The following is a 22,295-nucleotide window of genomic DNA, read 5'->3' on the forward strand; positions in this document are numbered from 1 at the left end:
AGCGCAACCCAATGTTTTCGCGGGGAGCGCGGCATTGGACTGATCGACTGTAGGAGAGAACGGGTGGATGAGCAAAAAGCCTTGAGCGTCATGCGCGAGTTGGTCGACAGCGGACAATTGACCGACCCGGACAGCGCCCGGGGCAAGTTGCTGCAAGTGGCGGCCCACCTGTTTCGCAACAAAGGCTATGAACGCACTACCGTGCGCGACCTGGCCGGTGCCGTGGGCATCCAGTCGGGAAGTATTTTTCATCACTTCAAGAGCAAGGACGATATCCTGCGGGCGGTGATGGAGGAGACCATTCGCTACAACACCGCGTTGATGCGTGCGGCCATCGCCGAGGCCGACACCGTGCGCGAGCGGGTGCTGGCGCTGATTCGCTGCGAATTGCAGTCCATCATGGGCGGCAGTGGCGAGGCCATGGCGGTGCTGGTCTATGAATGGCGGTCACTGTCCAATGAGGGGCAGGCCAAGGTCCTGGCGTTGCGCGATATCTATGAAGACATCTGGCTGCAGGTGCTGGGTGAAGCCAAAAGCGCCGGTTTTATCCGCGGCGATGTGTTTATCACCCGGCGTTTCCTGACCGGAGCGTTGTCCTGGACCACCACCTGGTTTCGCGCCGATGGCAGCATGAACCTGGATCAACTGGCCGAGGAGGCCTTGATTCTGGTACTGGCGGGCAAATAGGGCGTGCAGGCGGGTCGGCAGGAAACTGGCTAAGTGGTCGAAATCGCCTAGCTTCAATGCATTGATGCAGTTTTCGGGGAGTGGGTTGTTTTGATGTCTTCGCCAATTCGGACGGCTTCGCGACTTTTACTGGCGGTACTCGCGGCGCTGGCAATCATGCCGACCCAGGCCGCGCAGCTGGTGCGCATCGGTGCCGCGCACTTTCCTCCCTATACGGTACGCCCGGAGTCCGGTGCCGACACCGGCCTGCTACCGCAATTGGTCGCCGCTCTCAACAACCTGCAAAGCGACTACCGGTTCGTGTTGGTACCCACCTCCATTCCCCGCCGCTTTGGCGACTTCAAGCAAGGCCGGGTGGACATGGCGATCTTCGAGAACCCTGACTGGGGCTGGAGGGACATACCCCACACCAGCGTCGACATGGGCCTGGAAGACGCCGAAATCTTCGTTGCGCAACGCTTGCCACAGCGCCAGCAAAGCTACTTCAGCGAGCTCGCCGGCAAGCGCCTGGCATTGTTCAGCGGGTATCACTACGAATTCGCCCACTTCAATGCCGATCCCAAGTACCTCGCCACTCACCACAACGCCACCTTGACCTATTCCCATGACAGCAACCTGCTGATGGTGCTGCGTGACCGCGCCGATGTCGCCCTGGTCACCCGCTCCTACCTGAGCGACTACTTCCTGCGCAACGAGAAAGTCGCCAGTGAGTTACTGGTATCCGAGCGCGTCGACCAGATCTATCACCACTACGCCATTCTCCGCCCGACCGCGCCGATCAGCGGCGAGGTCTTCGGCAGGTTGCTGCAAGGGTTGCGCGATAATGGCCAGATGCTGAAGATTTTCGCCCCCTATAAAATCGCGGTATTGCCGGTGCCCGGTAACTGAGCGGACACCGCAAGTCATGTCGCTTAAATTTCCAGGCTCCGCTCACGTCATCCGTTGACCTGTCGATGAATAACGTGAGCCCGACCCATGTCCATTGCGAATGTCCTGACTGCGTTGCCTTTATCAACCGGCGGTAGTCTTGTAGCCGATGAAACCGCAACCGGGCTGAGCCTCAGTCTTGAAGGCCAGCCGTTGATCTCGTTACACCTGACGCGCGAGCCGGAGTTGCTGCTGCAGTTGCCAGAGGGCGCAGCATGCCTCGACCATCGAGCGGTCTGGGCCGCTTGTTATTGGTTGTTCGCCCGTGACCCTGCTTGCCAGCGTCTGCTCTGGCAACTGGATGAGGCCCCGCCTGCCGCCTTGCTCGACGCATTGCTGATCCCTACCGAAACGGTTGGCCAATACCGGAGCGAACGCACGCTGTTCTGGCAGTTGCCACAGCCGTGGGTGGGCCGATCGCTGATGGGCTGTTACCCGCAGCAGAGGGTCCTCAGCGGCGGCAAGCGTCACCCCCTGCGCCCACCGAAGCCGCAAGGCGAGGTGTATCGGCGTTTCGATGTCGGGCTGGGAGCCTGGGTTTCCCTGCGCACGGTGGATATCGACGAGGATCTTGCGCGTTTCAATGGCTGGCAGAACAGTCCTCGGGTCGCGAATTTCTGGCAAGAGCAGGGCAGCCTCCATCAGCATCGAGAGTACCTGGGCAAACGCCAGGACGATCCCCATACCCTGACGTTGATCGGTTGTTTCGACGATCAACCCTTTGCCTATTTCGAAGCTTACTGGGCTAAGGAAGATCGTATCGCACCGTTCTATGATGCGGATGATTACGACCGTGGCATCCATATGCTGGTGGGCGAAGAATGTCACCGTGGTCCGCACAAGGTGGCGAGCTGGCTGACGGCGCTGGTGCATTACCTGTTTCTCGACGATCCACGGACTCGTCGGGTGGTCGCCGAGCCCCGTGCCGACAACGCGAAGATGATTGGGCACCTGCAGCGACAGGGGTTTTATTGCGAGAAGGAATTCGACTTTCCACACAAGCGCGCAGCACTGATGGCGCTGGGGCGCGAGCGTTTTTTTGATCGCTGCTCGTTGACCTGAACCGCAGGAAAATCGTCCGAATGCCGCACAGGTCTCGGACGATTTTGCCGCTAGCGGTCCTGCGCTTCCTTGGCGTCCATCTCCGCATTGCGTTCGGCGACGCGTTTGCGCTGTTCATCGGTCAGCTCAACCTTGTGGGCGGTGTCGCGCAACATCATTAAACCGCCAACGATAGAGCCAATGGCAACCACCAGAATCAACCAGGCATACCAGGGCATACGACCTCCTTGAAAGCCGGCCGGCGGGCGAGGGTTTCGCCTGTCGAACGTGCATACCACTTTGAGCGATTGGATTTCGCAGTGGTTCCATTGTATGCCTGTTCTGTGTCGTTCACCCCTGTGTCGTCTGCATCGCCCCTTCGCGAGCAGGCTCGCTCCCACAGGGGGTAAGCGTTCGCCCAAACACTGCAAAACACTGTGGGAGCGAGCCTGCTCGCGAAGAGGCCCGCCAAGACAGCGCTGTAACAGAGCCATAAACCCACTCTTTACGCTTTCTTTATGCCCCGCCGCACCCCTCGGTCTCGTTCCTTTACAGCCTCCCTGCCGACAATACCTCCACACGCGGCAATACGCCGTAACACGGAGAACTTCCATGAGCGTTCTGGACGGAGTGTCACTGCTGCTGGCAGTGGGACTGTTCATTTATCTGTTGGTTGCGCTGTTGCGCGCGGACCGCAACTAGGAGCGGCTATGCACAGTTATGACTATTGGCTGATCCTGGCATTTTTCGCCCTGGTACTGGTCCCCGCGCCGTTTCTCGGGCGTTTCTACTACAAGGTCATGGAAGGCCAGCGCACCTGGCTGACACCGATCCTTGGCCCGCTCGAACGCGGTTGTTATCGCCTGGCCGGCGTCGATCCCCAGGCCGAGCAGAGCTGGCAGAAGTACACCCTGGCCTTGCTCGCCTTCAACCTGGCGGGTTTTGTACTGTTGTTCGCGATCCTGTTGTTCCAGGACCACTTGCCGCTGAACCCGCAAAACCTGCCGGGCCAGGAATGGACGCAAGCGTTCAATACCGCAGTCAGCTTCATGACCAATACCAACTGGCAGTCCTACAGCGGCGAAGCGACCCTGAGCTACCTGAGCCAGATGGTCGGCCTCACCGTGCAGAACTTCGTCAGCGCCGCTACCGGTCTAGCAGTCCTGGTTGCGCTGTGCCGCGGCATCGGTCGCAAATCCACTGCATCGCTGGGCAACTTCTGGGTCGACATGACTCGCGCCACCCTCTACGGCTTGTTGCCGCTGTGCCTGCTGCTGGCGCTATACCTGGTCTGGCAGGGCGTGCCGCAAACCTTCGCGCAATATGTGAATGCCGTGACCGTGCAGGGCATCGATCAAGTGATCCCGCTGGGGCCGGCCGCCAGCCAGATTGCGATCAAGCAACTGGGCACTAACGGCGGTGGCTTCTTTGGCGTCAACTCGGCGCATCCGTTCGAGAACCCGACGGCCTGGAGCAACCTGTTCGAAGTCGCGTCGATCATCCTGATCCCGGTGGCGCTGGTGTTCACCTTCGGCCATTACGTGAAAGACCTGCGTCAGAGCCGCGCGATCATCGCCTGCATGCTGGCGCTGTTCCTGATCGGTGGCGCGACGTCGTTGTGGGCTGAATACCAACCCAATCCGACCCTGGCCAACGTCGCCGTCGAACAGACCGCACCGCTGGAGGGCAAGGAGGCGCGTTTCGGTACCACCGCCACGGTGCTGTGGTCGGTGACCACCACGGCGGCGTCGAACGGTTCGGTCAATGGCATGCATGACAGTCTCAACCCGCTCAGCGGCATGGTCGCGCTGGTCAACATGATGGTCGGCGAAGTGATCTTCGGCGGCGTCGGCGCGGGGCTCTATGGCATGTTGCTCAACGTGCTGATCGCGGTGTTCCTCGCCGGCCTGATGATCGGCCGGACGCCGGAATACCTCGGCAAGAAACTGCAAGCCCGAGAGGTGCAGCTATTGGTGGTGACCTTGCTGGTCATGCCGATCGGCGTGCTGGTGCTCGGTGCGATTGCCGCCAGCCTGCCAGGGCCTGTGGCCTCGGTGAGCAACCCCGGCGCCCATGGTTTCAGTCAGTTGCTTTACGCCTATACCTCGGCCAGTGCCAACAACGGCTCCGCGTTCGGGGGCTTCGGCGCCAACACAGCGTTCCACAACCTGATGCTGGGCCTGGGCATGTTGATCGGTCGCTTCGGCTACATCCTGCCGGTGCTGGCCCTGGCCGGCAGCCTGGCGATGAAGAAGACCGCGCCGACTGGCCAGAACAGCTTCCCGACCCACGGCCCGCTGTTCGTGACCTTGCTGACCGTGACCATTTTGCTGGTGGGTGGCTTGACCTTCCTGCCGACGCTGGCGCTGGGCCCGATTGCTGAACATTTAAGCCTGGGCTTCTAAGGAGCAGATGATGAATATGCCCGCAATCAAACCGGTCGCTGCCAAGGCCCCGGAAAAAGCAAAAACCGCGATCTCGGCCCTCTGGCGCCCAGCGCTGGTACAAGCTTTCGTCAAGCTCGATCCGCAACAATTGCAGCGTGCGCCGGTGATGCTGGTGGTCGAACTGACGGCGATCCTGACCACCGTGCTGTGCTTCATTCCCGACACGGCGGTGCCGACCTTCGTCGCCGCACAGATTGCCCTGTGGCTGTGGTTTACCGTGCTGTTCGCCAACTTCGCCGAGGCCCTGGCCGAAGGTCGTGGCAAGGCCCGTGCCGACAGCCTCAAGGCGGGTAGCGAAGGCTTGAGCGCCCGGCGCAGAACCAGCAACGGCAGCTTTCAAGTGGTGCCGGCCGCCAGCTTGCGCAAAGGCGATGTGGTGCGCGTCGAAGCAGGAGAGATGATCCCCGGTGACGGTGAAGTCATCGAAGGCATTGCGGCGGTCAATGAAGCGGCCATCACCGGTGAATCGGCGCCGGTCATTCGTGAATCCGGTGGCGACCGCTCGGCCGTCACCGGCAACACCCGGCTGGTGTCTGACTGGCTGTTGGTGAAGATCACCGCCAACCCCGGCGAATCGACCCTGGATCGCATGATCGCCCTGGTCGAAGGCGCCAAGCGCCAGAAAACCCCGAACGAAGTGGCGTTGGACATCCTGTTGATCGGCCTGACCCTGATCTTCCTGCTGGTGGTCGTGACTCTTCAACCGTTCGCCCACTTTGCCAATGGCAGCCTGCCGCTGGTGTTCCTGGTGGCGTTATTGGTCACGCTGATCCCGACCACCATAGGCGGTTTGTTGTCGGCCATCGGTATCGCCGGCATGGACCGCCTGGTGCGCCTGAACGTGATCGCCAAGTCCGGTCGCGCGGTGGAGGCGGCGGGGGACGTGCACGTCCTGCTGCTGGACAAGACCGGCACCATCACCTTCGGTAACCGTCGTTGCGCCGCCGTTGTTGCCGCTCCAGGCGTGACGGCCAGCGAACTGGCCGAGGGTGCCTTGTTGGCCTCTCTGGCCGATGACACGGCGGAAGGTAAATCCATCGTCGAATACCTGCGTGGCACGCAACCGCAACCGGAGCCGGCCGCCGAATTGCTGACGGCTGTACCGTTCAGTGCCGAAACCCGGCTGTCAGGTGTCGACTATCAGGGCCGCGTGTATCGCAAGGGCGCAGTGGATTCCCTGCTGGCGTTCGTCGGCTTGAAGCGCGCCGATCTGGCCGCGCCGTTGTCCCGGGAAATCGACAGGATTGCCCAAAGTGGCGGCACGCCGTTGCTGGTCTGCGCCAACGGCAAACTGCTCGGTGTGATCCACCTCAAGGACGTGGTCAAGCCGGGCATCCGCGAGCGTTTCGCCGAGCTGCGCAAGCTGGGGATTCGCACGGTCATGGTGACCGGCGACAACCCGCTGACCGCTGCCGCGATCGCCGCCGAAGCGGGTGTTGACGACGTGCTGGCCGAAGCCACGCCGGAGAAAAAACTGGCGCGCATCCGGCACGAGCAGAACGACGGTCGCCTGGTTGCCATGTGCGGCGACGGCGCCAACGACGCCCCGGCCCTGGCCCAGGCGGACGTCGGCATGGCGATGAATGACGGCACGCAGGCGGCACGTGAAGCGGCCAACATGGTTGACCTCGACAGTGACCCGACCAAGCTGCTGGACGTGGTGCAGATCGGCAAGGAACTGTTGGTGACCCGCGGCGCGCTGACGACCTTTTCCATTGCCAACGACGTGGCCAAGTATTTCGCCATCCTGCCGGCGCTGTTTGCCGCGATCTACCCGCAACTGGGCGTGTTGAACGTCATGCAGCTGCACAGCCCGCAGAGCGCGATTCTCTCGGCGATCGTGTTCAACGCCCTGATCATCGTGGTGCTGATTCCTCTGGCTTTACGCGGTGTGCGCGTGCAGGCGGCGAGCGCGGCGGCGTTGCTGCGACGCAATCTGCTGATCTATGGCCTGGGGGGGATTGTGGTGCCGTTCGTGGGCATCAAGGCGATCGACATGCTGTTGACGGCGTTGCATCTGGTTTGACGATGCCGGGTTGTGATGGCTTCCCGTGGCGAGGGGATTTATCCCCGTTGGGCTGCGAAGCAGCCCCCGACCAACATGCAATATGAATGAAGAATCGGGTCACAGGTTTTGGGGCTGCTTCGCAGCCCGACGGGGATAAATCCCCTCGCCACAGGCGGTGGCGGTTTCAACTATCGAATATGAGGATTTTGAGATGTCCACAATGATACGCCCGGCCCTGAGCCTGTTGGTCCTGATGACCCTGATCACGGGCGTCGCCTATCCCCTGGTGGTCACCGGCGTGGCTCAGGTCGCCTTCCCGGATCAGGCCAATGGCAGCCTGGTGCGCGATGCCGACGGCAAGGTTCGCGGCTCATCGCTGATTGCCCAGGATTTCGTCGGCGACGCCTGGTTCCACCCGCGGCCATCGGCTGGTGCCTTTGCTACCGTATCGAGCAGCGCCAGCAACCTGTCGCCAAGCAACCCGGCCCTGGCCACTCGGGTGATCGACGACGCCAACAAGCTGCTGGTGCCAGGGCAAGGGCCGGTACCGCTGGCGCTGGTCACCACCTCTGGCAGCGGCCTCGATCCGCACTTGCCACCGGCCGCGATTGCCTATCAACTGGCGCGTGTTGCGGCGGCGCGCAACCTGCCGGTTGCGACGCTCCAGCAACTGCTGGACGCCCACACCGAACAGCCATTGGTAGGCCCTGCGGTCGTGAATGTGCTTGAGTTGAACCTGGCACTGGAAAAGTTGTAGTCGGCAGTGACGCCATTCGCGAGCAGGCTCGCTCCCACAGGAGAATGCATTCCAAATGTGGGAGCGAGCCTGCTCGTGAAGACGGCCCCCCAGGCACCACATGAATACCTGAATAAAGAGTACTGAAAGCATGAGCGACTCCGGCCGCGCCGACGCGCTATTAGCAAACCTGCCCCGTGATGGCCGTGGCCGGCTCAAGGTATTCCTCGGCGCCGCGCCCGGCGTCGGCAAGACCTACGCCATGCTGCAAGCGGCCCACACCCAATTGCGCCAAGGCGTGAAAGTCATTGCCGGTGTGGTCGAGACCCATGGCCGCTCCGAGACCGAAGCGTTGCTCAGCGGATTGCCGCAAATGCCGTTGGTGCGCTCGGTGTACCGTGGCGTGGAGCTCGAGGAGATGGACCTCGACGGTCTGCTCGCAGCCAAGCCCAGGCTGGTGCTGGTGGACGAACTGGCCCACACCAACGCCCCCGGCAGCCGTCACGAAAAACGCTGGCAGGACATCCAGGAGCTGCTCGCCGCGGGCATCGACGTGTACACCACGGTCAACGTCCAGCACCTGGAAAGCCTGAATGACCAGGTGCGTGGCATCACGGGCGTGCAAGTGCGCGAAACCCTGCCCGACTGGGTATTGCAGGAAGCGTACGAACTGCTGCTGATCGATTTGCCACCGCGCGAATTGCTCGAGCGTTTGCGCGACGGCAAGGTCTACGTGCCCGAACAGGCGAGGGCCGCCATCGATGCGTATTTCTCCCAGACCAACCTCACGGCGCTGCGTGAGCTGGCCATGCAAACCGCGGCGGCCCAGGTCGATAACGACCTGACCCAGGGCTATCGCCAGATGGGGCAAGCGGCGCCGACGGTGCGCGGTCGCTTGTTGGTCGGCGTCGATGGCGATGCCCAGGCCGAGCGCCTGGTGCGTCACGCCAGCCGCGTCGCCCAGCGTCGGCATCTGCCGTGGAGCCTGGTGCATGTGGATAATGGCAGCGTGCGTGACGAGCAGTCGCGCCTGCGTCTGCAAAGTGCCCAGCAACTGGCCGAACGCCTGGGCGGCGAAGTGGTGCTGCTGCGGGCCGGCGAGGTCGCCAAGACCCTGATCCAGCATGCCGCCGAACGCCGCGCCAGCCTGGTGCTGGTCGGCCAGTCGCGGCCGCGCCTGCGTCGTCGATTGTTCGGCGGCGGCCTGGCGGCGCGACTGCTGCGCAATGCCCGTGGGCTGGAAATCAACGTGCTCGACACCGAGCATCAACAGCATCAACCACGCCAGCGTTCGATGCAGGCGCCGGTATGGTTCGACTACGCCCTGGCCGTGGTGGCGACGCTGTTGGCCACTGCCCTGGCCTGGGCAGTGGCCAGTGTGCTGCCGTTGCCGAACATCTCGCTGGTGTTTCTCGCCGCGGTGTTGCTGGTAGCGGTGCGCAGCAGTCTTGGCCCGGCCCTGGCCTGTGCGGCGTTGTCGTTCCTGACCTACGATTTTTTGTTCATTCCGCCGAATTTTTCCTTCAGCATCCAGCGCGAAGAAGACGTGCTGACCTTGCTGTTTTTCCTGCTGATGGCGGCACTCACCGGCAACCTTGCTGCACGCCAGCGTCGGCAATTGCAGGCCCTGCGTGATACCCAGGAAGAGACCAGCGAACTGCTCGATCTGTCGCGCAAACTCACCGCCGCCACCGATCGTCAGGCGGTGGTCAACGCGGCGGCCCAGCACCTCAGCGGCTGGAGCGACCTGCAACTGTGCCTGCTCAATCGCGACGGCCAGAGCGGCTGGAAAGTCGAGATCGGTGGCCCGCTGGCGTTCACCGAAGCCGAACGTGCCGCCGCCGATTGGGCGTGGCAGCACGATCAGCCGGCGGGCGCGGGCACCGGGACCTTGCCGTTCGGTCGTTGGTGGTGGTGGCCATTGTCGGTGGAGGATGGGCCGCTGGCGCTGCTCGGTGTGTGTGCCAAAGAAGGCCAGGCCTTGAGCGGCCAGCGTCGACGTTTGTTGACCGCGTTGAGCCAGCCGTTGGCCCAGGCGCTGGCCCGAGCACAACTGGCCGATGATCTGGAAGCCGCGCGGCTGCACGGCGAAACCGAACAACTGCGCAGTGCCTTGCTGGCCTCGGTGTCCCATGATTTGCGTACCCCGCTGACCTCCATGCGCGGCAGTATCGATAGCCTGCTGGCCCTCGGTGAGGCCATTCCCCTGGAGGATCGCCGTGAATTGCTGGAAGGTACCCGCGACGAAGCCGAACGCCTCGATCGCTACATTCAAAACCTGCTGGACATGACCCGCCTCGGTCACGGCGCATTGAAGCTGGCACGGGACTGGGTGTCGCCGGCAGACATTGTCGGCAGTGCGCTCAATCGCCTGCGCGCGGTATTGGCGCCGTTGCAGGTCACCACCGAAGTGCCGGCGCAACTGCCGCTGTTGTTCGTCCACGCCGCGCTGATCGAGCAGGCCCTGGTCAACGTGATGGAAAACGCTGCGCGTTTCTCGCCATCCCACGGGCGCCTGCACGTGCGCGCGGGGGCTGATGACACGGAGCTGTTTTTCTCGGTAAGCGACGAAGGGCCGGGGATTCCGGAAGCGGAGCGGGAGAAGATTTTCGATATGTTCTACACCGCCGCCCGCGGCGACCGTGGCGGGCAGGGTACCGGGCTGGGGTTGGCGATCTGTCAGGGCATGGTCGGTGCCCATGGCGGGCGGATCAGCGTGGCCGACGGTATTGAAGGGCGCGGCACCTGCATCACTTTGCACTTGCCTTTGCAGGCGCAGCCGGGCTTTGAGAGTGAAGCCTGATCGTGCTTGCGTTACTCTCTTGCCACTACTTTGTGTTGATGTGAATTCATGAGCCAGACCGCGACCATCCTGGTCATCGACGACGAACCGCAAATCCGCAAATTCCTGCGCATCAGCCTCGCTTCACAGGGCTACAAAGTGCTGGAGGCCGGTACCGGCACCGAAGGCCTGGCGCAAGCGGCGTTGAACAAACCGGATTTGCTGGTGCTCGACCTCGGCCTGCCGGACATGGACGGCCAGCAGGTACTGCGTGAGTTTCGCGAGTGGTCGACGGTGCCGGTGCTGGTGCTCTCGGTGCGTGCCGGTGAAGGGCAGAAAGTCGAGGCGCTGGATGGCGGTGCCAATGACTACGTGACCAAGCCCTTTGGCATCCAGGAATTCCTGGCGCGAATTCGAGCGCTATTGCGCCAGGCGCCGGTGGGCGAGGCCCAGCAAGCGGCACTGGCCTTCGGTCCGCTGACGGTGGACCTGGCCTATCGGCGGGTATTGCTCGATGGTAGCGAAGTCGCGCTGACCCGCAAGGAATACGCAGTGCTGGCGCAACTGGCACGGCATCCCGGACGAGTCATCACCCAGCAACAACTGCTCAAGGACATCTGGGGGCCGACCCACACTGAAGACACGCATTACTTGCGGATCGTGGTGGGGCACCTGCGCCAGAAACTGGCGGACGACCCGATGCAACCGCGGTTCATCGTGACTGAGGCGGGGGTGGGGTATCGGTTGTTGAACGAGGGTGGCTTCTGATTTTTGTGTTGAATTGTTCGGCCTCATCGCCAGCAAGCGGGCTCCTACAGGGATCTGCGTCGAACACAAAACCTGTAGGAGCCCGCTTGCTGGCGATGAGGCCCTCACATTCACTCGAAAATTTCAGGAATCTCGCTCACTCTCATAGCGATCCAGCGTATCGCGCGCAATCTCGCGTCCCAGCGCGATCAACTCCGGCGCCTTGTAGAACTCGAAAAACCGGCACACCCGCTTCGGCACGTTGATCAGGATGTCCGGCGGATACCCGGCAATCTTGTATTGCGCCAAGGAGGTCTGCATGACCTCGAAACTCTGGTTGATCAAATCCAGCAGGGACGCCGGCCCCACGTTGTCGATGATGAACGACCCGGTGGCGGACTTCGGCGCACCGTCCCGTTCAGGCGCGGCCGCCGGTTGCTGGGCTTCAGGTTCGGCCGACTCGACCCAGGGGTTGATCTCTGCCGCTTCGGCCATCAACGCCTCCTTCTCCAGCAGCAGCAATTGTTCGGCCTGCTTGCGCCGGAACGGCAACTTCGAGCCCAGGGAATTGATCAGGCTGTCGAAGCGGGTCTTGAAGGCAGCTGGGCGCTGGATCACCGGTAACTGGTAGTGACGCTGGTTGGTGGAGTTGAGGTTGACCGCGATGATCAGATCGCAATGGCTCGACACCACCGGCACGATCGGCAAGGGGTTGAGGATGCCGCCATCGACCAGCATGCGGTTGCCCTGCATCACCGGGGTAAACAGACTGGGAATCGCCGCCGAGGCACGCATGGCCTGGTGCAGGCAGCCCTCCTGGAACCAGATTTCCTGCTGGTTGGTCAGGTCGGTGGCCACCGCGGTATAGGGGATGCGCAGGTCTTCGATATTGATTTCGCCAACGATCTTGCGGATTTGCCCGAAGACCTTTTCCCCACGGATGGCCCCGAGGCGAAAACTGACGTCCACCAGGCGCAGTACGTCGAGGTAATCCAGGCTCTCAATCCAGTCGCGATAATCATCCAGTTTGCCGGCGGCGTAGATCCCACCGACCACCGCGCCCATGGAACAACCGGCGATACAGGCGATATCGTAGCCTCGCCGTTCAATTTCCTGGATGACGCCGATATGGGCATAGCCCCGGGCTCCGCCCGAGCCCAATACCAGTGCGACACGCTTTTTCATTGATCGCCCTCGTTAGAATCGTTCAACAATGCACCCAACGAGGGGCGCGCTTCAATCGACAGGTCGTTCGGCCGCGTGAATGGGTCGTTTTTTCGACACTCCATGGCGGTGGATGGGTATTCTCGCCCCGTTGGGTTAACGTTGCCGACGGACGGCACTTTTTGTCCGCCGGACCGTCCTACCTGCATGACTGTTTACCTATTTTAGAGGTGTAAGAAATGAAAGCCTGGATCTGTGTGCCACTGATTGCCCTGGCACTGGCCGGTTGTGCCGGCAAAACTGCTTATCGCGACAGCTGCGGCAGCCAGCTCGATGCCGCCTGGCGTGAGCTGGACCTGGCAAAGGCCGAAGGTTTCGCCGGAACCGTTAGCTACTCCAAGGCTTTATCGCTGCTGACCGCAGCCAAGACCCAGCAACAATTCGAAGGCTTCGAGGGATGCGCGAAGAAGGCCGAAAAGGCGCGTTTCTATATTCGTGAGTCGCGCGCAGGGCGATAGGCGAAAAGCAGCTATAGGTTATAAGCTGCAAGCTACGCTCTCAGCTTGCAGCTTGCAGCTGTCTACGGAGTAAATGCCCATGATCGATAGGTTGGTGGCCCGGGTCTTGGGCTTGGAAATTCGTCTATTGGCCTGTCAGGCACGCTTGAGTGCCCACACCGATTCTGAGGCATTGCACGAGTTGCGTACCACGGTGCGCCGGTTGCGCAGCCTGCTGCGGCCGTTGCGGGGGCTGCCCGGAGTCGAGCAGCTGGAAGCGGCGGCGTCCGAAGTTGGCGACTTGACCACGCCATTGCGTGATCGCGAGGTGTTGGCGGCCTACTTGCTCGATCACGATCAAGTGCAAGCCGCGCAGCGGCGCATGGTGCAAATGGCCAAGGCTTATCCTGCGGTGGCGACCAGTTCGCAGTTTAAGCAGCTGCTGCTGATCCTCGATGCCTTTCCGCGATTCCTGCGCGCCGCCCAGCGCCATGGTTTGCTCAAGGGGCTGGACAAGCGCATCGAAAAACGCCTGGGCAAACAGTGGAAGAAACTCGACACCGCCTTGCACGATCCGGCCCATGACCGCCATCGTTTGCGCTTGCTGATCAAGCGCGTGCGTTATGCCATCGACGCTTACCCCGAACTGGATCGCCTGCCCAAGGCCGCCATGCCCCGGCTGAAATCTGCCCAAGGGGCCTTGGGGGACTGGCACGACTGTGTGCAATGGCTGGCGATGGCCGAGCAGGAGGCGGATTTGCAGCCTTGTGTCGCCGCTTGGCAAGCCACCATGGCCAAGGCCGAACAGCGCGCGGACCGGGTGCTGGAAAAACTCAGCAAGGCCTGTTTCAAATCCTGAAACCACCACGACCCCCCTCCTGTAGGAGCGAGCATGCTCGCGATGGACGTCAACGATAACGCGGGAAACCTGATACCCCGCGGCGTTCTCGGGTTCATCGCGAGCATGCTCGCTCCTACAGGGGCGTGCAGGCGGCTTATCTGTCAGTCAATTTGACCGGAATAGGCACTGCACAGCCTTCGTGAGCTGGTTAAGATCCTGTCATCCTTTTACTGTCCTTGAGGTCTTCATGCGCTTTTGCGATTTGCTCGACGCTGTTCGCCGTCAACCACTGGAACTGTCGATCCCGACTGGATGGGCGCAAGGCCGTGCCAGTTTCGGTGGCCTGGTGGCTGCCTTGCAGTACGAAGCCATGCGCGCCAAGGTGCCAGCGGACCGACCGGTGCGCTCACTGGCAGTCACCTTTGTCGGCCCGGTCGAGCCCGACGTGCCGGTCAGTTTTGAAGTCGATGTATTGCGCGAGGGCAAGGCGGTCAGCCAAGTGCTGGGCCGCGCAATGCAGGGCGGCCAGGTAGTCACCCTGGTGCAGGGCAGCTTCGGCGCCTCGCGTCCATCGGAAGTGGCGGTGCAAGCGTTGCCGGCACCCGAGATGAAGCACTGGGACGACTGTCAGGAATTGCCTTTCATCGAGGGCGTGCTCCCGCAATTCATGCAGCACCTGGCAATGCGCTGGAGTGTTGGCGGGTTGCCATTCACCGGCAATACATCGCGTCAAATGGGCGGCTGGGTGCGCTTGCGTGGTGATGTGAAGGAGGAACCTGTCACCGAAGCGCACATCCTGGCGCTGGTGGATGCCTGGCCACCAGCCCTGATGCCGTTTCTGAAGAAGCCGGCGATGGGCAGCACGCTGACCTGGACCATCGAATTCGTCCAGCCATTGCTGGCGCTAAGCACCCTGGACTGGTGCAAATACCTGGTTGAAACCGAGCATGCCGCCGACGGCTACGGCCATGCCGCGGCGAAGCTGTGGGACGTGGAGGGGCGGTTGATTGCCATGAGCCGGCAGACGGTGACGGTGTTCGGCTGATCAATGTCGACGGTGGCGTTCGCGCCAGGCGCGCCACCAGCCGCCGCTGAGGACGTATCGCGGGAAGGTCAGGAACTGCTCGACCAACAAGCGTGAAACCGCATCTTTGCGATCGCTGAATGGCTCGGAGGCTTGCGCCTCCAGGGTATGGCCATGACGTTGCAATCCCAAGGCGGCAATTACACCGATGACGCCGATGGCGAAATTCGCCAGGTTCAGGCCGAATACCCCGCAGGCGATCAGCAGGAAGGCGACAATGAACAGTGGCACGGCAATCAGGTGCAACACCAGGTTGGTCGGGTGCTGGTGATTGTTCGGGTACGCACGCCATTGCCAGGCGGGAAGGTTGGGGTGACGTTTACCCATGATGCTTATCCTCGATCCTTGTTGAACTCATGAATCAAGGATAGGCCCGGTAAATGCAGGCGGCGAATCAAGCTTGGCTATCGAAGCGATAGGGGTCATGTTCACCCTCGATGTTATAGCTTGAGCTGCCCGATCGCCGTGCTCAACTCCCCGGCCAACACCGCCAGTTCATCACTGGTGGTAGCCGAGCTGACGGTCTGGCGCACCGTATTTTCGGTCACATCGCGGATGCTCACTACCGCCCGGTTCATCTCTTCGGCCACCTGGCTTTGTTGCTCGGCCGCCACGGCGATCTGGGTGTTGCTTTCGCGCATCTGCGCCACTGCCCCGGTAATCTGCGCCAACGCGGCCCCAGCCTCCTGGGCTTGCTGTACGCATTCATCGGCCTTGAATGAACTCTCCTGCATGAAGTCCACCGCATCGCGAGTACCTGATTGCAAGGCGGACACCATCACGGTGATTTCATCGGTGGAGGTTTGGACGCGCTTGGCCAGGTTGCGTACTTCATCGGCGACCACCGCAAACCCACGGCCCATTTCGCCGGCCCGGGCCGCTTCGATTGCCGCGTTCAGCGCCAGCAGATTGGTCTGCTCGGCAATGCTGTGAATTACGTTGACCACACCGTTGATCTTCTGGCTGTCCTCGGCGAGGCGCTGGATCATCTCGGCGGTCTGCTGCACCCCGGTAGACAGTCCGGCAATCGATCGCTGTACCCGCATGACCACTTCCTGCCCGCTGCCGGCCAAGGTGTCGGCAGATTGCGAAAGGTCTCGGGTGGCACCGGCGTGCTGGGCGATGTGATAGACGGTGGCGGTCATTTCATTGATGGCCGTTGCCGCCTGATCGGTTTCGCTCTGCTGGCCAAGCATGCCATGACGCACTTCATTCATGTTCGATGCCAGGCGTGCGGCGCCTTCGTCCAGTTGTCGGACGGTGCTGGCGACGGTACTGACCACGCCTTGGTAACCGGCCTGCATGGCGTTGAAAGCGTTGGCCATCTGCCCGACTTCGTCGCTGCAGGTCAGCGGGACACGGGCCGACAAGTCGCCAGTTTTTTCAACGTGGAGCATCACGTCTTTCAGGGTATTGAGTTGACTGAGCAAAAAGCGAATCAACAACTGTGAGGCACCGAGCATCGCCAGCATCAGGATAAACACCGCCAGCGCATAATTGACAACACGCTCGCTGAACACCTGGCCCAGGCTTGGACCATGGGCAATCAAGGCGACCCGCTGGCCGTCAGTGCGGGTGAAGACTTCGGCGCCGATCGGCGGGTTGCCACCGAAATACGGCAGCGCGTCGAACTCGACCCAGCCGGTGGCATCGGCCAGTGCCTGCAGCGGCTGTCCGTCCAACCGCGGTGCCTGGCCGTGATCGAAGGTCAGCAGGTTCCCGACCCTGGGCAACGGCTGCCCGGCAGGCCAGGCTTCGAGCAATCGCGCCTGGGCCTGGGCCGATTCCTGGGCGGCATGGCTGCGGGCTTGTTGTTCGAGTTGCACGGCATAAAACACCAGCAGTAGCGTGGTGACGAAAGCGACGGCGTTCACCGCCCAGAATTTGTACTTCAGTGAGATGTTGCTAAGCCAGGCACCCATGGAGGTCTTCTCTGATAGCGGAAACAGTTTTGGCAAGGTGCCATTATTGTGCCGCTATTGTTGGGCTGAACGCTTGATGCAGGTCAAGATTGCGAGGCTTGCTTGCAAGACGCCATCGCAGGGCGTAATGCGCTATCCTGCGCGCCCTGAAAATTTACCAGCTACAGGATCCGCCCCCATGAAAGCCGCCCTCATCGAACTCATCAGCAACATCAGCTCCGGGTGCATGGCCGATGACGAAATCGAGAAAGTCGCTGATGAAGCGGCCCAGGCTTACGCTGATCCGGCGGCTTTCCTGAGCGCCAACCCGGACATCAACTACGACGACAGCTTCCCGATCCCGCTGGGTGAGTGGGTCGTGGTTGGCAGCCTGCCCGAAACCGTGTTGTTTCAGGCCGACACCTATGTGGACCTGTTTGCCCAGATCGTCGCCTCGTTCGGCCCCGGGGTTGAGTTCAATCTCAAGCCCAAGCAGTTGGCCAGGACCGAAGCCCTGACCGCACTGAATCGCATCCAGGTGCAGATGAGCAGCCTGAACAAGGAAAACGGTGGCTACACGCTGATGAACTTCAGCCAACTGCTGGACGATGAACTGCAAGTGGTGCTGGTCTATGGCAATGCCGTGCCTCGGGTGCTCGAACTGTGCGCGCAAGTCGGCATCGCCGCTGCGCCATCGCTGGAAGCCTTGAAAGTGGCGATCCACGTCTGAACCGGTAAAGCTGTCAAAAAAAGGGAACCCTGTTCACGGCGAGCTATCCTAAGAGGGCATATCACTCTTCAGGAGCGTCATCATGGGTTCCACGTTCAATAGCCTGGTTGGCTTGATCATTCTTGCCCTGGACATCTGGGCAATCATCAACGTGCTGAAAAGTGGCGCCGAGACCGGAATGAAAATCTTCTGGGTGCTGTTGATCCTGTTGCTGCCGGTTCTGGGCCTGATCATCTGGGCCATTGCAGGCCCACGAGGAAATGTGCGCATCTGAAGCGAAACACTCGCCGGAACATTGCCCGGCGCCCGAGGTCGAGATAGGTGTAAGCCCATCCATGGGTTTTATCGAGGAGGCACCGATGCAAAGGTGGAAAGTCACTTTCGTGGATGATCATGGTGAAATAATCGACGAAGTCTTCGAGTGCGATGAGTGCCCGAGTCACGAAAAGGCCGCCAAACTCATCAAGGAACGATTGCTTCCCGTGGCCGCCGAACTGGATTTGAACGACTATGAGGGCCGGACCCCTGATGCAGGCGTCAAAAGCCTGAAAGCCCAGAACAGTATTGAAATTCGCAGCATCACCCCCGTCTGAACCTCTTCTCGTTATCGACTACACAACCAGGCCTTGGCAGCGGCTCTATCTTGGGGCTACTCTGCAGGCGAGATCAGCGAATGGATCGCTAAGGTCTGGTCTTGTCAGCTCCATGCTTGTTTCCCGTCGCGCGCACCCTTGGGTTCGCACAAGGGAGTACGGAAAGTCTATCCATCAGTTTGAGGAGGACGTTTCATGAGCACAGCCTATCAAGAAGACATCAGCAGCAGTGTACTGCGCCGCATGAAAGAAGGCGGTTTTGACTTTTCCCGGTTCCATCCCATCGAGTTCTACGCCATTTTCCCGGACGAGGAGCGGGCACGCAGGGCGGCAGGTCATTTCCACCGTGGTGAATCCCTGGATGCGCAAATCAGTGTGCGCGACGATGGCGCCTGGGCGTTGGAATTGTGCAAGGTCATGTATGCGACCTACGACGACATTGGCGATTTCGAACAGGGTTTCGAGGCAGTGGTCGAGCCTCTGGGCGGCATCATCGAAGGCTGGGGTGTGAAACAGGAGGTACGAGGGCGACTCGCATAAACCTATGAACAGTTACAACCAGCAATGACGGCTAACCTTCGGGTTGGCCGTTTTCGTTTTTGCCGATGGCAATCAAACAAGGCCGACCCGATCGCCGGCAAGCCGGCGCCTACGGTCTATGCTGGTGATGGGCGACGACAACGCCTTGCAATGAAGCGGGGGCCGTCAGGTGGGGGCATTTGCCGCACAGGATTGGTGCGGCGCTCGCGTAGTGATTATCCAACCGATTGAAATCAAAGCGTTTCTGCCGATGGCACGGGCCTTGCGAAGGCCTGTATGTCCGGGTGACAAGGAGTACGGCATGATCCGCACCTATTTTGATGAAATGTACGACGCCGGCGGCCAGGTCCGCCCGCATTATCGGGAGTTTGCCCGTTGGCTGGCCGAGACGCCTGACGAGCTTCTGGCACAACGGCGACGCGAGGCCGATCTGCTGTTTCATCGCGCCGGGATTACCTTCACGCTCTACGGTGATGAGCAGGGCACAGAGCGCCTGATTCCCTTCGACACCATCCCGCGCAGTATCCCCGCCAGCGAATGGCGTGTGGTCGAGCGCGGCTGTATCCAGCGGGTCAAGGCGTTGAACATGTTTCTCGCCGACCTTTACCACGAGCAGCGCATCATCAAGGCCGGGATCATTCCGGCCGAGCAGGTGCTGGCCAACGAGCAGTACCAGTTGGCGATGCAAGGCCTGGACCTGCATCGGGATATCTATTCGCACATTTCCGGCGTCGACCTGGTGCGCGACGGCGACGGCACGTACTACGTGCTCGAAGACAATCTTCGTACACCGAGCGGCGTCAGCTACATGCTCGAAGACCGCAAGATGATGATGCGCCTGTTCCCCGAGCTGTTTGCGGCCCAGCGCATTGCCCCGATCGACCATTACCCGAACCTGTTGCTCGACACCCTGAAAAGCTCAAGCCCGATCGAAAACCCGAGTGTCGTGGTGCTGACGCCGGGGCGCTTCAACAGCGCTTTCTTCGAGCATGCGTTCCTGGCGCGGGAAATGGGCGTGGAACTGGTGGAGGGCGCGGACCTGTTCGTGCGTGACGACAAGGTGTTCATGCGCACCACCGACGGGCCGAAAGCCGTCGATGTGATTTACCGCCGTCTCGACGATGCGTTCCTCGACCCGCTGGCGTTCAATCCCGACTCGATGCTGGGCGTGCCCGGCCTGCTGTCGTCCTATCGTTCGGGCAATGTCGTGTTGGCGAACGCCATCGGAACCGGGGTGGCGGACGACAAATCGGTGTATCCATTCGTCACCGACATGATCCGTTTCTACCTGGACGAAGAGCCGATCCTGAAAAACGTGCCCACGTGGCAGTGTCGCAATCCTTCTGAACTGTCCCACGTCCTGGCCAATCTTGCGGAGCTCGTGGTCAAGGAAACCCAAGGCTCCGGCGGCTACGGAATGCTGGTGGGGCCCGCGGCAAGCACCGCGGAAATCGAAGCCTTCCGCGCACGCATCATCGCCAAGCCCCATGCCTACATCGCACAGCCGACGCTGTCGCTGTCGACCTGTCCGACCTTTGTCGAAAGCGGCATCGCGCCACGCCATATCGACCTGCGTCCGTTTGTACTGTCTGGCCGCGAAACCCGGGTCGTGCCCGGCGGCTTGACCCGTGTTGCCCTGCGCGAAGGCTCCCTGGTGGTGAATTCCTCACAGGGCGGCGGAACCAAGGACACCTGGGTGGTTGAGGATTGAAGGAAGCCTGACATGTTAAGTAGAACTGCCTCGGATTTGTATTGGATGTCGCGTTACCTGGAGCGGGCGGAAAACCTCGCGCGGATGCTCGACATCAGTTATTCGCTGTCGCTGATGCCCCAGGATGGCCGTGGTAACGGCCTGCACGAATTGGCCATGCCGTTGCTGATTACCGGCACGCTGGATGATTATCTCGAACGCCACGGCGAGCTGCATGCCGAAAGGTTGTTGCATTTCTTTGCGCTGGACGCGGCCAACCCGGCCAGCATCTACAGTTGCCTCGGCGCCGCACGGGCCAGTGCCCATGCGGTACGTGGCCGCATCACCGCCGACATGTGGGAAAACATCAACGCCACTTGGCTGGAGATTCGCGGCATCGCCGAACAGGGCCTGGGCCGCTACGGCATGAGCCGTTTCTGCGAGTGGATCAAGGAACGTTCCCATCTGTTCCGTGGAGCGTCCTACGGCACCATCATGCGCAACGACGCGTTCCGTTTCATTCGCCTGGGGACGTTCATCGAAAGGGCCGACAACACACTGCGCCTGCTCGATGCGCGCTATGAAATGGCCGGTGATCAGGCCGAAGCGGTCAGCGACGGCACGGCCCACGCCTATTACCAGTGGAGTGCGCTGTTGCGGGCCCTGTCGTCTTTCGAGGCGTACACCGAGATCTACCGTGACGCCCCCGGCGCCCGGCATGTGGCCGAGTTGCTGCTGCTGCGGGCCGATGTTCCACGCTCCTTGCGCGCCTGCACCGAAGAAATCGATCTGATCCTGGCGCAACTGCCGGGGGCCAATGGCCGCCCGGCACAGCGCCTGGCTGCGGAGATGGACGCACGATTGCGCTACACCGGCATCAACGAAATCCTCGACGAAGGCCTGCATGCCTGGCTGACCGAGTTCATCCCGCTGGTGCGCCAGTTGGGTAATGCCATTCACAGTTCCTACCTGGAGGCTGCATGAGACTTTCCATAAGCCACGAGACCACCTATCACTACGAGGATCAGGTGCGGGCGAGCATCCAGTACCTGCGGCTGACGCCTCACGACAGCGAGCGCCAACACGTGCTCAGCTGGCAGCTCGATCTGCCGCGGCCGGTGCGCGCGCAACTGGACCCGTTCGGCAACATCCTGCACGTACTGACCATGGACGAACCTCACGCGGCCATCATCATCGGTGCCCGTGGCCAGGTTGACATCGACGAGTTGCGCGAAGCCGAGCACGAGAGCCAGTCGGCATTGCCGTTCCTGCGTTTCACCCGGCTGACCGAGGCCGACCAGGCGCTACGCGCGTTCGCCGACAAGGCGTGCAAGCAGCGCCGCGACCGAACGGCGCTGATCGACTTGATGCATGGCTTGAACCAGCACATGACCTACACGCCGGGCGCCACCGAAGTGGACACCAGCGCCGCCCAGGCTTTCGCCGGACGTTCGGGCGTGTGCCAGGACCATACCCACGCGTTCCTTGCCTGCGCCCGCAGCCTGGGCGTGCCGGCGCGCTATGTGTCGGGTTACCTGTACAGCGAAAACAGCGAACACCTGGCCAGCCATGCCTGGGCCGAAGCCTGGCTCGATGACGCCTGGTACAGCTTCGATGTGACCAATGAACTGGCCCGTCCTGAACGCCATTTGAAACTCGCGGTAGGACTCGATTACCTGGACGCCTGCCCGGTACGTGGCATGCGCCGCGGTGGTGGGTGTGAGCAGATGCATGCCAAGGTGTTCGTATCGCCGACGCCTGCGCCGGTGATCTCCGTGCAGCAACAGTAAAATCGGGGATACCGCTTCGCGAGCAAGCCCGCTCCCACATTTGATCTTTGTTGGTCACAAATTCTGTGTTCGCAGAAGATCGAATGTGGG

The 22,295-nt window shown here is 61.4% G+C and carries 23 protein-coding genes; 19 read left to right on the forward strand and 4 right to left on the reverse strand.

The window, feature by feature from the left end:
- The first annotated feature begins 63 nt into the window (after positions 1-63).
- The 3 genes from CGA21_RS06395 (at position 64) to CGA21_RS06405 (ending at position 2,676) form a co-directional block, all read left to right on the forward strand.
- Positions 64-687, forward strand: a complete 624-nt coding sequence (locus CGA21_RS06395) for a TetR/AcrR family transcriptional regulator (RefSeq protein WP_110749615.1) — start codon at positions 64-66, stop codon at positions 685-687.
- A 93-nt stretch (positions 688-780) separates the two neighbouring features.
- Positions 781-1,575 carry a substrate-binding periplasmic protein gene (locus tag CGA21_RS06400; RefSeq protein ID WP_188263788.1) on the forward strand — a complete coding sequence of 265 codons (795 nt, stop codon included), beginning with the start codon at positions 781-783 and terminating at the stop codon, positions 1,573-1,575.
- An 87-nt stretch (positions 1,576-1,662) separates the two neighbouring features.
- Positions 1,663-2,676 (forward strand): GNAT family N-acetyltransferase, encoded by a 1,014-nt coding sequence (locus CGA21_RS06405; RefSeq protein ID WP_188263789.1) that lies wholly within the window; start codon positions 1,663-1,665, stop codon positions 2,674-2,676.
- A gap of 50 nt (positions 2,677-2,726) precedes the next feature.
- Here the strand turns inward: CGA21_RS06405 and CGA21_RS06410 are convergent, their stop codons facing one another.
- Positions 2,727-2,894: a DUF2897 family protein gene (locus CGA21_RS06410; RefSeq protein WP_020796133.1), complete on the reverse strand. Its 168-nt coding sequence runs from the start codon at positions 2,892-2,894 to the stop codon at positions 2,727-2,729.
- Between the two features lie 373 nt (positions 2,895-3,267).
- Here CGA21_RS06410 and kdpF point away from each other — a divergent pair, with 373 nt between their 5' ends.
- The 6 genes from kdpF (at position 3,268) to CGA21_RS06440 (ending at position 11,396) form a co-directional block, all read left to right on the forward strand.
- Positions 3,268-3,357: a K(+)-transporting ATPase subunit F gene (kdpF, locus tag CGA21_RS06415; protein ID WP_007899818.1), complete on the forward strand. Its 90-nt coding sequence runs from the start codon at positions 3,268-3,270 to the stop codon at positions 3,355-3,357.
- A gap of 8 nt (positions 3,358-3,365) precedes the next feature.
- Positions 3,366-5,060, forward strand: a complete 1,695-nt coding sequence (gene kdpA / locus CGA21_RS06420; protein ID WP_110749609.1) for a potassium-transporting ATPase subunit KdpA — start codon at positions 3,366-3,368, stop codon at positions 5,058-5,060.
- A 10-nt stretch (positions 5,061-5,070) separates the two neighbouring features.
- On the forward strand, positions 5,071-7,128 hold the full coding sequence (gene kdpB / locus CGA21_RS06425; protein WP_188263790.1) for a potassium-transporting ATPase subunit KdpB: 2,058 nt from the start codon (positions 5,071-5,073) through the stop codon (positions 7,126-7,128).
- Positions 7,129-7,321: 193 nt separating this feature from the next.
- Positions 7,322-7,867: a potassium-transporting ATPase subunit KdpC gene (gene kdpC / locus CGA21_RS06430; protein ID WP_110749798.1), complete on the forward strand. Its 546-nt coding sequence runs from the start codon at positions 7,322-7,324 to the stop codon at positions 7,865-7,867.
- A gap of 130 nt (positions 7,868-7,997) precedes the next feature.
- A complete protein-coding gene (locus CGA21_RS06435) occupies positions 7,998-10,649 on the forward strand; it encodes a sensor histidine kinase (RefSeq protein ID WP_188263791.1) in 2,652 nt (883 codons plus the stop codon).
- A 48-nt stretch (positions 10,650-10,697) separates the two neighbouring features.
- Positions 10,698-11,396 (forward strand): response regulator, encoded by a 699-nt coding sequence (locus tag CGA21_RS06440; protein WP_110749603.1) that lies wholly within the window; start codon positions 10,698-10,700, stop codon positions 11,394-11,396.
- Positions 11,397-11,519: 123 nt separating this feature from the next.
- On the opposite strand, the gene CGA21_RS06445 is transcribed toward CGA21_RS06440, so the two are convergent.
- A complete protein-coding gene (locus CGA21_RS06445; protein WP_110749601.1) occupies positions 11,520-12,560 on the reverse strand; it encodes a patatin-like phospholipase family protein in 1,041 nt (346 codons plus the stop codon).
- A 218-nt stretch (positions 12,561-12,778) separates the two neighbouring features.
- Here CGA21_RS06445 and CGA21_RS06450 point away from each other — a divergent pair, with 218 nt between their 5' ends.
- The 3 genes from CGA21_RS06450 to CGA21_RS06460 all read left to right on the forward strand — a co-directional run bounded on the left by CGA21_RS06450 (position 12,779) and on the right by CGA21_RS06460 (position 14,922).
- The gene (locus tag CGA21_RS06450) at positions 12,779-13,057 is read left to right on the forward strand and encodes a hypothetical protein (protein ID WP_020796126.1); all 279 of its coding nucleotides are present in this window, start codon (positions 12,779-12,781) and stop codon (positions 13,055-13,057) included.
- A gap of 79 nt (positions 13,058-13,136) precedes the next feature.
- On the forward strand, positions 13,137-13,895 hold the full coding sequence (locus CGA21_RS06455) for a CHAD domain-containing protein (RefSeq protein ID WP_188263792.1): 759 nt from the start codon (positions 13,137-13,139) through the stop codon (positions 13,893-13,895).
- Between the two features lie 229 nt (positions 13,896-14,124).
- Positions 14,125-14,922, forward strand: coding sequence for an acyl-CoA thioesterase (locus tag CGA21_RS06460; protein ID WP_188263793.1), 798 nt, complete (start codon positions 14,125-14,127; stop codon positions 14,920-14,922).
- Here the strand turns inward: CGA21_RS06460 and CGA21_RS06465 are convergent, their stop codons facing one another.
- Positions 14,923-15,288 (reverse strand): Mpo1-like protein, encoded by a 366-nt coding sequence (locus CGA21_RS06465; protein WP_020796123.1) that lies wholly within the window; start codon positions 15,286-15,288, stop codon positions 14,923-14,925.
- 113 nt (positions 15,289-15,401) lie between these two features.
- The gene (locus CGA21_RS06470; protein ID WP_110749595.1) at positions 15,402-16,883 is read right to left on the reverse strand and encodes a methyl-accepting chemotaxis protein; all 1,482 of its coding nucleotides are present in this window, start codon (positions 16,881-16,883) and stop codon (positions 15,402-15,404) included.
- 178 nt (positions 16,884-17,061) lie between these two features.
- Here CGA21_RS06470 and CGA21_RS06475 point away from each other — a divergent pair, with 178 nt between their 5' ends.
- The 7 genes from CGA21_RS06475 (at position 17,062) to CGA21_RS06505 (ending at position 22,205) form a co-directional block, all read left to right on the forward strand.
- Positions 17,062-17,592, forward strand: coding sequence for a hypothetical protein (locus CGA21_RS06475; protein WP_110749593.1), 531 nt, complete (start codon positions 17,062-17,064; stop codon positions 17,590-17,592).
- A gap of 82 nt (positions 17,593-17,674) precedes the next feature.
- The gene (locus tag CGA21_RS06480; RefSeq protein WP_020796120.1) at positions 17,675-17,866 is read left to right on the forward strand and encodes a PLDc N-terminal domain-containing protein; all 192 of its coding nucleotides are present in this window, start codon (positions 17,675-17,677) and stop codon (positions 17,864-17,866) included.
- Between the two features lie 85 nt (positions 17,867-17,951).
- On the forward strand, positions 17,952-18,185 hold the full coding sequence (locus CGA21_RS06485) for a hypothetical protein (RefSeq protein ID WP_110749591.1): 234 nt from the start codon (positions 17,952-17,954) through the stop codon (positions 18,183-18,185).
- 195 nt (positions 18,186-18,380) lie between these two features.
- The gene (locus CGA21_RS06490; protein WP_020796118.1) at positions 18,381-18,725 is read left to right on the forward strand and encodes a ribonuclease E inhibitor RraB; all 345 of its coding nucleotides are present in this window, start codon (positions 18,381-18,383) and stop codon (positions 18,723-18,725) included.
- Positions 18,726-19,026: 301 nt separating this feature from the next.
- Complete coding sequence (locus tag CGA21_RS06495; protein WP_110749589.1) at positions 19,027-20,436, forward strand: circularly permuted type 2 ATP-grasp protein; 1,410 nt, start codon at positions 19,027-19,029, stop codon at positions 20,434-20,436.
- A 12-nt stretch (positions 20,437-20,448) separates the two neighbouring features.
- Positions 20,449-21,399, forward strand: a complete 951-nt coding sequence (locus tag CGA21_RS06500; RefSeq protein WP_020796116.1) for an alpha-E domain-containing protein — start codon at positions 20,449-20,451, stop codon at positions 21,397-21,399.
- Positions 21,396-22,205, forward strand: a complete 810-nt coding sequence (locus tag CGA21_RS06505) for a transglutaminase domain-containing protein (RefSeq protein WP_110749588.1) — start codon at positions 21,396-21,398, stop codon at positions 22,203-22,205. Before CGA21_RS06500 ends, CGA21_RS06505 begins: the two co-directional genes overlap by 4 nt.
- Positions 22,206-22,295: the final 90 nt, after the last annotated feature.

Source organism: Pseudomonas sp. PSB11 (assembly GCF_014596605.1).
Classification (GTDB): Bacteria; Pseudomonadota; Gammaproteobacteria; order Pseudomonadales; family Pseudomonadaceae; genus Aquipseudomonas; species Aquipseudomonas umsongensis.